The sequence below is a fragment of the Salinarimonas sp. NSM genome, from assembly GCF_052380005.1.
Taxonomy (GTDB): Bacteria; Pseudomonadota; Alphaproteobacteria; order Rhizobiales; family Beijerinckiaceae; genus Salinarimonas.
The window spans coordinates 1-10,133 of record NZ_JBQTCJ010000097.1 but is presented as its reverse complement, the minus strand read 5'-3'; the positions used below and the strand labels follow the sequence as shown (position 1 = coordinate 10,133).

10 protein-coding genes are annotated in these 10,133 nt (G+C 62.4%); 3 read left to right on the top strand and 7 right to left on the bottom strand.

What is annotated here, in order from left to right; translation table 11 throughout:
* Positions 1-265 precede the first annotated feature (265 nt).
* From ACTZWW_RS22030 to ACTZWW_RS22000, 7 genes are all read right to left on the bottom strand, one after another.
* Positions 266-1,912, bottom strand: a complete 1,647-nt coding sequence (locus tag ACTZWW_RS22030; protein ID WP_444783113.1) for a long-chain-fatty-acid--CoA ligase — start codon at positions 1,910-1,912, stop codon at positions 266-268.
* Between the two features lie 108 nt (positions 1,913-2,020).
* Complete coding sequence (locus ACTZWW_RS22025) at positions 2,021-2,968, bottom strand: alpha/beta hydrolase (RefSeq protein ID WP_444783112.1); 948 nt, start codon at positions 2,966-2,968, stop codon at positions 2,021-2,023.
* Positions 2,969-3,008: 40 nt separating this feature from the next.
* Positions 3,009-3,392 (bottom strand): phosphate acetyltransferase, encoded by a 384-nt coding sequence (locus ACTZWW_RS22020; RefSeq protein ID WP_444783111.1) that lies wholly within the window; start codon positions 3,390-3,392, stop codon positions 3,009-3,011.
* A complete protein-coding gene (locus ACTZWW_RS22015; RefSeq protein ID WP_444783110.1) occupies positions 3,389-3,808 on the bottom strand; it encodes a MaoC family dehydratase in 420 nt (139 codons plus the stop codon). The genes ACTZWW_RS22020 and ACTZWW_RS22015 overlap by 4 nt, the downstream gene beginning before the upstream one ends.
* 12 nt (positions 3,809-3,820) lie before the next feature.
* A complete protein-coding gene (locus ACTZWW_RS22010) occupies positions 3,821-5,377 on the bottom strand; it encodes an AMP-binding protein (protein WP_444783109.1) in 1,557 nt (518 codons plus the stop codon).
* The gene (locus ACTZWW_RS22005) at positions 5,374-6,135 is read right to left on the bottom strand and encodes an enoyl-CoA hydratase/isomerase family protein (protein WP_444783108.1); all 762 of its coding nucleotides are present in this window, start codon (positions 6,133-6,135) and stop codon (positions 5,374-5,376) included. The genes ACTZWW_RS22010 and ACTZWW_RS22005 overlap by 4 nt, the downstream gene beginning before the upstream one ends.
* Positions 6,135-6,824 carry a TetR/AcrR family transcriptional regulator gene (locus ACTZWW_RS22000; protein ID WP_444783107.1) on the bottom strand — a complete coding sequence of 230 codons (690 nt, stop codon included), beginning with the start codon at positions 6,822-6,824 and terminating at the stop codon, positions 6,135-6,137. Before ACTZWW_RS22000 ends, ACTZWW_RS22005 begins: the two co-directional genes overlap by 1 nt.
* 281 nt (positions 6,825-7,105) lie before the next feature.
* Here ACTZWW_RS22000 and ACTZWW_RS21995 point away from each other — a divergent pair, with 281 nt between their 5' ends.
* The 3 genes from ACTZWW_RS21995 (at position 7,106) to ACTZWW_RS21985 (ending at position 10,060) form a co-directional block, all read left to right on the top strand.
* Positions 7,106-8,311: a substrate-binding domain-containing protein gene (locus tag ACTZWW_RS21995; RefSeq protein ID WP_444783106.1), complete on the top strand. Its 1,206-nt coding sequence runs from the start codon at positions 7,106-7,108 to the stop codon at positions 8,309-8,311.
* Positions 8,312-8,544: 233 nt separating this feature from the next.
* The gene (locus tag ACTZWW_RS21990; RefSeq protein ID WP_444783114.1) at positions 8,545-9,342 is read left to right on the top strand and encodes an ABC transporter ATP-binding protein; all 798 of its coding nucleotides are present in this window, start codon (positions 8,545-8,547) and stop codon (positions 9,340-9,342) included.
* The gene (locus ACTZWW_RS21985; RefSeq protein ID WP_444783105.1) at positions 9,335-10,060 is read left to right on the top strand and encodes an ABC transporter ATP-binding protein; all 726 of its coding nucleotides are present in this window, start codon (positions 9,335-9,337) and stop codon (positions 10,058-10,060) included. Before ACTZWW_RS21990 ends, ACTZWW_RS21985 begins: the two co-directional genes overlap by 8 nt.
* The last annotated feature ends 73 nt before the right edge of the window (positions 10,061-10,133 follow it).

The window sequence follows — 10,133 nt, the reverse complement described above, 5'->3', positions numbered from 1 at the left end:
GCCTTCCCGGCCATCGTGCTGTTCCTGCCTGAGACCTTCCGTTAGCGGGGCTCTGGGCGGAACAAAAAGGCCGGCCATGGATTCCATGGCCGGCTTTTTTCGTTCGTGTTGCTTGGCTGGGGCGCGGCTATTGTTGGTTTCGTGCTTTCGTTCGTCCCCACAGACCCTTTACCCGAGCCCCAAAAAAAACCGCCCGGGTTGTTACCCTCGGGCGGCTTTTTCAGGCGGAATGAACGGGTCTTTCAGGCCCGCTGTTCAGCCTCGTTCACTGAACCCCGGAGTTGGATCCCGGAGTGTGGCCACCAAACTCATCACGCAGCTTGGTCTTCAGCAGTTTGCCAGTGGCGGTATGGGGCAGCTGATCAACGAAGACGATGTCTTCCGGCAGCCACCACTTGGCAACCTGGCTTTCGAGGAAGGCCATGAGGTCGTCTTTGGTGGCGTTGCTGTGGTCCTTGAGAACCACGATCAGCAGCGGGCGCTCCTGCCATTTCGGATGAGGAATGCCGATCACGGCGGCCTCGGCCACATCCGGGTGGGATGCCGCCGCGTTTTCCAGTTCGATGGAGGAAATCCACTCACCGCCGGACTTGATCACGTCCTTGGAACGGTCGACCAGCTGCACGTAGCCATCGGCATCGATGGTGGCGATGTCCCCGGTGGGGAAGAAGCCTTCAGCGTCCAGCTTGTCGCCGCCTTCCTGACGGAAGTAGCCGCTGGCGATCCAGGGGCCCTTAACGCAGAAGTGGCCGGAGCTGACCCCGTCCCAGGGCTGGCGGTTGCCTTCATCATCCACGATCTTGACTTCCACACCCCAGATGCCACGGCCGGCCTTGGTGCGCAGCTTGACCTTGTCCTCATCGCTGAGGCTGTCGTGCTTGGGCAGCAGCTTGTTGACCACGCCCAGCGGACTGGTCTCGGTCATGCCCCAGCCCTGGACCATATCAATGCCGGACTTGCGGAAGCGATCGATCATCGCAATCGGGGGGGCAGAGCCGCCGACACCGACAGCGTTGAGGTTCAGGTCTTCCAGGCTGGCACCGGGGGTTGAGTCGAGGTACTGGAACAGCATCAGCCAGACGGTGGGTACCGCCATGGAGAAGGTTACGCCCTCGTCCTTCATCAGGTTGTACACGCTGGCACCGTCCAGGTGCTGACCCGGCAGTACCATCTTGGCGCCCACCATGGGCGCGGAGTAGGGCACGCCCCAGGCGTTGGCGTGGAACATGGGCACGATCAGCAGCAGGCTGGTACGGCTGCCCAGATCAAACGCGTCCGGCGCCACCATCATCAGGGAGTGCAGAACGGTTGAGCGATGGGCGTACAGGACGCCTTTCGGGTTACCGGTGGTGCCGGAGGTATAGCACAGCGAGGACGCGGTGCGCTCGTCGAACACTGGCCACTCATAGTCACCGCTGGCGGCATCCATCAGCTCTTCGTAGCAGTATAGGTTGGGCAGGTCGATGTCCGGCATGTTCGCCCGGTCGGTCATGGCGATGAATGCCTTGACGGTTTTCAGCTCCGGTGCAAGCTGCTTCACCAGGTCCGCGAAGGTAATGTCGAAAAACAGCACCTTGTCTTCGGCGTGGTTGATGATGTAGGTCAGCTGCTCCGGGAACAGGCGCGGGTTGACCGTGTGGAGCACACCGCCGCTGCCGGAAACACCGTAATACAGCTCGTAATGGCGATAGGTGTTCCAGGCCAGAGTGCCAACACGGTCCTGGAAGTCGACACCCAGGGTTTTCAGCATGTTGGCAACCTGCTTGGAACGATCCCGCAGTTCGCGATAGTTGGTCCGGTGAATGGGACCCTCAACGGTCTTGGTCACGATCTCCTGATTCGGATGGAACGTGGCTGCGTGCTCGATCAGGGAGGAAATGAGCAGGGGCTGGTCTTGCATGAGTCCGTGCATGGTTGTCTCCGGTGTTGTTGTGTTTGTATCAGGAACAACTGCGAAGTCTCACTCAGACCAGCGTTACAGGCGTCGTCCGATTCGACGATTTGAATCGCCCGGTGGCTGTCAGCCGCGCAGCAGAAAGGCGCCGATGCGTTGATAGGTGTCCGCGCAGGCCTCCGGGACCAGGTTTTCCAGGTTCAGGTAGGCGTGGATCATATCCGGGTAATTGTGCAGCTCGCAGCCATGCCTGGCTTGCTGTAGCTGCTCTGCATAGGCGGCCCCCTCGTCATGAAGTGGACAGAATCCGGCGGTGATCACCAGTGTGCGCGGCATTGTAGCCGGCAGCGGCTGGTGCAGTGGGGAGGCTGCCCGGCGATCTTCGCCATGCTGGAAGTAGTGATCGAAGTACCACTGGATCCGCTGCGCCTCCAATAGATAGCCCTCGCCATGCTCCCGAACAGAGGGCCAGCTCATGGTGTAGTCCAGGCTGGGGTAGATCAGCACCTGGGCCTCGATGGCGTGATCAGGGTCATCGGCCAGGGCCTGACTGACCGCCGCGGCAAAGGTGGCGCCCCCGGAGTCCCCGGCCAGTGCCAGCCGGTGTAGGACCGGAATCTGGTGCTGATCCAGAATGCGCCAGATAGTCCTGGTGACCGCCAGGCAGTCCTCCAGACCGGCCGGATAGGGCGCCTCCGGCGACAGCCGGTAATCCACCGACACCACCAGCCAGCCACTGGCCTTGGCCAGTTTGCGGGCGATGGGATCGTACACCGCAACACTGCCGGCCATGTGGCCGCCACCGTGAAAGAACAGTAGTACCGGCAGCGCCTGTCCGGGCAAGGAATCTGGCGATGGATCGTAAACCCGCAACCGAAGCGAGTGGTCTCCGAGGTCGGCCTCAAGATCGCGGGTGGCCATCTCCGGCTGCTCTGTTACAAACGTCGCGGTCAGGCCGGCCAGGCTGTCCCGGACCATTTGCGGGGTTGCCTCGATACCCTGTGCCCGTTGCTGGGCCACCAGCGGATTGAGCTGGTCCAGCCAGGCCCGGAGATTCGGATGCAGGTCGCTCATGGGCGATTCACTCTTTTGGTTGCTGTTGGAGCGGGTGCGTTCAATGGGCAAATTTCACCAGGGCTTCGCCCTCGCAGATCAGCCGTCCATCGCGGCCGGTGCAGCGGGTGCTCAGGTTGACCAGGGCCTTGTCCGGCCGCAGCCGGCTGACCGTCACGGTGGCTGTCAGCGGCTCACCGGCGTCAGCGGTGGCAATAAAGGCCATCGACTGCTTCAGGTAATTGGTGCCGTGACCGGGCAGCTCTTCCCCCAGCAGGCAGGAAAACAGGCCGGCAATCAGCGGCTCCGGAACACCTGCCCACGGGTGCGTGGCGCCAAGGGTGACCAGATCGCACCAGTCGGCCACGTCTTCGGATGAAAACACACGGTCGAGCGAAGCGCGTTGTCCTTCTCTCAGCTCACTGAAGCGTGGCAGCGCGGTCATGGTCTGGCCTCCGTCAGTGCCAGTTCACAGCTGCCCTGCAGGCAGCACTCGCCGTCCGGTCGCAGGATGCGGGCAGACAAACCCAGACGGTTGCCCTGCTGGTGCTGGCGCTCCACCGTCAGGGTCAGGGCTTCATCGGCGTAGGCCGGCGCCGGAAACATCAGGCTCTGGCTGAGCAGCCGGGCGCCGGGGTAGCGCTCCTCCAGCAGCCCCCGCAAGGCACTGAACAGCAGCATGCCGTGGGACACCGTGCGCCCGAACGGGGTCTGTGCCGAAAAGCCAGGATCGGTGTGGATCGGGTTATGGTCGCCGCTGAGGCGGGCAAACCGGTCGAAATCCTCCTGCTGCAGCATGAACACCTGCTCGCAGGGTTCCGCGTCCGTATCCTCCGGCAGGTTGAAGGTCAGCTCACTCATGGCTGGCGTTCCTCATTCAGTGGTTCCAGGTCGGGTGGCAGGATTCTGGTGCGACTGGCGCAGGGTCTGTTTGGTGACCTTGCCGAGGGCGTTACGGGGCAGGGCGTCCGCCAGGGAGAAATAACGGGGTACCTTGTAGCCCGCCAGGGACTCACGGCAAAAGGCCTTCAGGGCATCGTCACTCAGCCGCTCCGCCGCTGCCGGGTTACTGGCCACAATGCAGGCTTTGCCCACTTCGCCCCAGCGTTCATCCGGCACACCGATCACCGCCACTTCGGCAATGTCCGGGTGCTCCAGCAACACCCGCTCCACTTCGGCCGGGTAGACGTTTTCACCGCCGGAAATGTACATGTCCTTCCAGCGATCAACGATGTAGTAACAGCCGTCAGTGTCACAGCGGGCAACATCGCCACTGCGGAGCCAGCCATCTTCGGTGAAGGCATCGCGGGTCGCGTCCGGCCGGTTCCAGTAACCGGGGGTGACGCCGGGGCCGCGGATCAGCAATTCTCCGGCGTCCCCCGGGGCGACATAACGACCGCCGGCGTCGACGATGCGGACTTCCGCCAGTAGCTGCGGGCGCCCGACAGAGCCAATTTTGTCGAGCACGTCGGCTTCATCCATCAGAAAAACGGTGGGGCCGGTTTCGGTCATGCCCATTCCGGTGCGGACCCGGATGCCCGCATCGGCAAAATGGCGGGCCACGGGCAGTGCCAGAGCAGCACCGCCACACCCCCAGGAGCGGACACCGGCCAGGGTCTGACCATTGAAGCCCGGGTGCTCGAGCATGGCCTGATAGACCGCCGGTACCCCGAAGAACACCGTTGCCCGCTCCGCCAGAACCGCCAGGGTCTGCTCCACGTCAAAGCCCCGCGCCACCAGCACGCAGCCGCCTGTCATGAACACTGCGGAGGAATAGAGGTTGATACCGGCCGTGTGGAACAGTGGCAGCACATTGAGCAGGGTGTCTTCGCCGGTAAGTCCCACTGCCAGGCCGATGTTCAGGTAGTTGGCCATCATCATGCGGAAGGTCTGGATCACGCCTTTGGGGCGGCCCGTGGTGCCGGAGGTGTACAGCAGGTACCAGGGAGTGTCCGGAGCCCGCTCCGGATGTGGTGACAGATCCGGTGTGACCACGGCCAGGTCGGTGTTGTAGTCACGTTCGCCGGCATCCGGTGCGTTCAGGGCGACGTTGAGGGGGCTCAGCCCGGCGGATCTGAGTGCCGTCGATTCTGCCCGGAACTCCTCACCATAGATCAGCACCGACGGCGTGCAGTCCGCCATCAGCTGTTGCAGCTCCGGCAGGGCGAGCCGCCAGTTCAGCGGAACCAGTATCAGGCCGGCCTTGGCGCAGCCAAATAGCATGACAAAGAACTCGGCCCGGCTGTGGCCCAGCCAGGCCACCCGGTCGCCGGGTTGAAGTTGCCACTTTTCCAGTGCCGCGGCGGCAAAGCGGGCCGCCCGGTCATTGAAGCCCTGGTAGTCCCAGCGCTCACCGCTGTCGAGATCTTCCAGCGCCGGGCGACGGGGTGTTATGCGGGCGCGATGGGCCAGCAGGTCGAACTGGTTCATGCCTTCCTCCCCAGAAAGGCGGCCATGCCCTGGTCCGCTTCGTCAGTGACAATCTGCTCCAGGAACTGGTGGTATTCCTGTTCCAGGGCGCCGGCCACCTGGCCGGGGTCTGGCCGGTTCAGGCGCAGGGTGCGGGCCACGCTGCCGGGCTGGCGGGCGCGAATCTGGTTGGCCAGGGTCCAGGCCCTGGCCAGCTCCTCGCCGGCGTCGGTCAGATACTGGCCAAGGCCGCTCTGGTGCGCTTCCTCAGCACCGAGGCTGCGGTTGGTCAGCTGAATGTCCAGGGCTCTGGCGCGGCCGATACGCTCGGGCAGTAAGGCGGTCCAGCCGCCGTCCGGGCTGTAGCCGACAACGGTGTACCAGGGCGCGAAGCTGGCCTTGGGACCAAGCACCACCAGGTCACAGGCCAGCACCAGGCCGATGGAGCCGCCGGTCACCAGCCCATGAACCGCGGCAATGGTGGGTACTGGCAGGTTGAGCAGGTCAATGATGGTGCGGTTCAGTTCACCCACCACGTTGGCAGCGTAGTCCCGCCGCAACGGCCGGGGCGTATCGTAGAAACCTGCGACATCGCCGCCTGTGGAAAAGGACTTGCCGGCGGCATCCACAATCAGCGCCGGTGGCTGATCTTCCCGACAGCGGGCCAGGGCTTCGCGGATGTCTGCCAGCAGTTCCGGCACCAGTGCGTTGTGGCGTTCCGGGCGGTTCAGGGTAAGGCGACCGATACCATCTTCGAGACGATAGGAGACGTGTTTCATCAGCTGCCACCCAGCGTCAGGCCATGGCGGAAAAAGTCACTCATGGTGTCGACAATGTCCTCGAAGGCGTCCTCGCCCTGACGCTGATCCCAGAGTGCGTATTTCACCCCGAGGAAGTGGGACAGGCCCATCAGGGCCCAGGCCCGGTGCTGGTTATTGCCGGGGCGGATTTCACCTTTGCGGCTGGCGTTGTCCAGCATGTCTGCATAACCCCGGGCAAAGGTTTCGTAGTACTGGTGATAAATCTCCGGGTCGGCAAACTGCGCTTCCTGCAGCACCCGGTACAGCGACGGATTCTTCATCAGATAGTCAAGAAAGGCCCGCAGGCCCCGCTCCTCGGCCTCAAGCCGGTCAGCGGCGCCGAGGATTTCCGATGCCAGATGCGCCCGTACTTTGTGGCCCATATCCAGCACCAGCTCCCGCAGGATTTCTTCCTTGCTGCTGAAATAGGTATAGAAGGTGCCCTGAGCAACACCGGCCGCACGGGTGATGTCGGTAATGCCTGCGCGGTGGAAGCCAAGGGTGCCGAAGGTGTCCTCCGCCGCCTGCAGGATTCTGGCGCGGGTGCGGGCGCCCCGGGCTGTCTTGGGCGTGCCGGGGCCAGTGCCGGAAGGGGAGATCTGGCTTGTTGTTGTCATCGGAATGTCAGCCTTGCGTCGGTCGTTCCGGATTGATTGAATACGAAACATGAATCAGTCGTCAAGTAATTTAGGCGTGGCGCTGATCCGTGTCAAGATCGGGCTGCTGGGCCATTCCTTCGGTATTAGTCTTTTAAAACAATGATTAATCATTATAGCTGAGTGCCTGATTAAAAAATTTCCGGTTTCTTTCTTGATTAAACCTGAATCAGTTGTCATATTTTATCCGAGTCAAGAACGATATGTCTCATGGTCAGGCACAAGGTCCTTCAACTGGAAACAGGGACCCGACGAGTGCTGTAAGGCCAAACAACAACAAAAGGGGACCATCAATGAAGCGCTTTATCCTGGCAACCGCCATCTCCCTGTCTGCGGCGTCACTGCACGCGGCCGACTCTATCCGTATTGCCCATGTCACCGATTTCACCGGCGGCCTGGCGCCCTATGCAGAACAGCTGCACATCGGCCTGAATCTTGGTTTTGAGTACGCCACCGAGGGCACCATGACCATTGAAGGTCGCGACCTCGAGATCATCCGCAAGGACAGCCAGCTGGATCCGGCCCGGGCCCGTGCCCTGGTTGAGGAGGCTTTCGCTGAGGACGACGCCCACATCGTGGTCGGCCCGGTGGCCTCCGGTGTGGCGCTGGCGACCCTGCCGCTGGCGGAAGAGTACGAGCGCATCATCATGCCGGAGGGTGTGGCGGACGCGATCACCGGGTCTGAATGGAACCGTTACGTCTTCCGTATCGGTCGTAACTCTTCCCAGGACGCGGTCTCCAACGCGGTCGCCCTCGGCAAGCCGGGTGTCTGTGTGTCCACCATCGCCCAGGACTATGCGTTTGGCCGCGATGGTGTTGCTGCGTATAAAGAGGCCATGGAGGCCAACGGTGGCAAGATCGTCCACGAGGAATACCTGCCGACCGACGCGACTGACTTCACGGCCGCCGCCCAGCGTCTGTTCGACTCCCTCAAGGACCGCACCGACTGCGCCGAAGGCAAGCACATCTTCGCCATCTGGGCCGGTGCTTCCAATCCGCTGGGCCGTATCCAGGACCTGAACCCGGGCCGCTTCGGCATCAGCCTGGCCACGGGTGGCAACATCCTGGCGGCACTGGTGGGCTATGCTGATTTTCCGGGCATGCAGGGCGCCGGTTTCTACTATTTCGAGTCTCCGGATAACGAGCTGAACGACTGGCTGGTCGAGAAACACTTCGAGCGCCACAACGCGGCCCCGGATTTCTTCACCGCCCAGGGCTTTGCCCAGGCCATGGCCATCACCGAGGCGATCCGCAAGAGCGGCGGTTCCACCGATACCGAAGACCTGATTGCAGCCCTGGAAGGCCTGGTGTTCCAGACTCCGAAGGGTGAGATGGAAATCCGCGCCGAAGACCATCAGGCCATGCAGGACATGTATCACTTCGAAATCGAGGTTGAGGAGCGTACCGACTGGTTCGCCAACCGTGATGTGACGGCGGGCGTGCCGAAGCTGATCCGGGTGATCGACCGCAAGGAAATGGATATCCCGGTTCGTAACTGAGTGAGAAAACCACTGGCCGCGGCTTCGGAGTTCGGAGCGCGGGCGGTGGCTTGTTTCGGGACACGCCGTAAATACATCCATGTAGGCTCGACGAAAACATCCCTGTTTTCGACGGTCCCGAAACAAGCCCCCACCCGCACTCACCTCTGGCTTCATGCCAGGCACACGGACAGTCACATCAATACCACCCCGATGAAAAGAGGGTGGTTGCAGTCACCACGCCGGAGTGCAGCATGTCATCCGAGCAACCCGTACTTGAAACCCGCGGTCTTACCATCAGCTTTGGTGGGCACATCGCGGTCAACAGCGTCTCCTGCGCGTTCCACAAGGGCACGCTGACTTCCATCGTCGGCCCTAACGGCGCCGGCAAGACCACCTGGTTCAATCTGATTTCCGGCCAGCTCAAGGCCAGTGCCGGCCAGGTGCTGTTGAAAGGCGAAGACATCACCGGCCTGGGCGCCGCAAAACGGGCCGACAAGGGACTGGGCAGGGCCTTTCAGCTGACCAACCTGTTTCCCAACCTGACAGCACTGGAAAATGTGCGCCTGGCCGTTGCCTCCCGCTACAGCATCGGTCACAACTTCTGGCAGATGGCCAGCCGCCGCACCGATCTCACCGACCGGGCCATGGCCTACCTCACTCAGGTCAATCTCGCCAAGCGGGCCGATTACCTGGTGGCAGGGCTTCCCCACGGTGATCAGCGCAAGCTGGAAGTGGCGCTGATGCTGGCGCTGAAGCCGGAGGTGTTCATGTTCGATGAGCCGACGGCGGGCATGAGCGTGGATGAAGTTCCCGTGATTCTGGACCTGATTGCCGACATCAAGCGCAACCAGGACAAAGTGGTTTTGCTGGTGGAGCACAAGATGGATGTGGTCCGCTCCCTGTCTGACCGCATTGTGGTGCTCCATAACGGCGAGCTGGTGGCGGACGGTGAACCGGCCGAGGTCATCGCGTCCCCGGTGGTGCAGGAGGCCTATCTGGGCGCCAGTCCTGCCGATCTGGCCAGCGAACAGGAGGTGAGCCATGGCTGAGCCGATTCTTACCCTCAAGGGCGTCAAGGCCGACATCGAGCAATACCACATTCTGCACGGGGTTGATCTGGTGGTGCCCCGGGGCGAGCTGACCGTGCTGCTGGGGCGCAACGGCGCCGGCAAGAGCACCACCCTGCGGACGATCATGGGGCTGACCACCCTGACCGCCGGCAGCATTCACTATCAGGGCCAGGACATCAGCCGCTGGTCCACCCCCCGTATTGCCCGCGCCGGCATTGCCTTCGTGCCGGAAAGCATGGGCATCTTCGGGCTGCTGACGGTGCGGGAAAACCTGATTCTGGCCGCGGTCAGTGGTGCCATGGATCAGAGCCGTCTGGACTGGATTTTCGATTTGTTCCCGCCCCTGAAAAAGTTCTGGGACAAACCCGCGGGCACCCTGTCCGGCGGCCAGAAACAGATGCTAGCCATTGCCCGTGCGGTGATCGAGCCCCGGGACCTGTTGCTGGTGGACGAGCCCACCAAAGGCCTGGCCCCCGCCATCATCAATGACCTTGCCGATGCGTTCGAACAGCTCAAGGCCCAGCAGGTGAGCATCCTGCTGGTGGAGCAGAACTTCAATTTCTCCCGCCGCCTCGGGCAGACCGTCGCGGTTATGAACGACGGCGCGATCGTACACGCCGGAACCATGGCCGAGCTGGCTGCCAATGAAGAGATGCAGCAGGATCTGCTTGGCCTCGGCCTGGGAGCGCACCAATGAAGGAGACCACTGCGATGCCACTACCGGAATCGGCCACCGAAGGCGAAGTACGCAAACCGCCCTTCAATCCTGT

Coding starts and splice junctions, on each gene's coding strand:
- ACTZWW_RS22000 (WP_444783107.1), bottom strand. CDS start 6,824: ATGTTTCGTATTCAATCAATCCGGAACGACCGACGCAAGGCTGACATT.
- ACTZWW_RS22030 (WP_444783113.1), bottom strand. CDS start 1,912: ATGCACGGACTCATGCAAGACCAGCCCCTGCTCATTTCCTCCCTGATC.
- ACTZWW_RS22020 (WP_444783111.1), bottom strand. CDS start 3,392: ATGACCGCGCTGCCACGCTTCAGTGAGCTGAGAGAAGGACAACGCGCT.
- ACTZWW_RS22025 (WP_444783112.1), bottom strand. CDS start 2,968: ATGAGCGACCTGCATCCGAATCTCCGGGCCTGGCTGGACCAGCTCAAT.
- ACTZWW_RS22005 (WP_444783108.1), bottom strand. CDS start 6,135: ATGAAACACGTCTCCTATCGTCTCGAAGATGGTATCGGTCGCCTTACC.
- ACTZWW_RS21990 (WP_444783114.1), top strand. CDS start 8,545: ATGTCATCCGAGCAACCCGTACTTGAAACCCGCGGTCTTACCATCAGC.
- ACTZWW_RS21995 (WP_444783106.1), top strand. CDS start 7,106: ATGAAGCGCTTTATCCTGGCAACCGCCATCTCCCTGTCTGCGGCGTCA.
- ACTZWW_RS21985 (WP_444783105.1), top strand. CDS start 9,335: ATGGCTGAGCCGATTCTTACCCTCAAGGGCGTCAAGGCCGACATCGAG.
- ACTZWW_RS22010 (WP_444783109.1), bottom strand. CDS start 5,377: ATGAACCAGTTCGACCTGCTGGCCCATCGCGCCCGCATAACACCCCGT.
- ACTZWW_RS22015 (WP_444783110.1), bottom strand. CDS start 3,808: ATGAGTGAGCTGACCTTCAACCTGCCGGAGGATACGGACGCGGAACCC.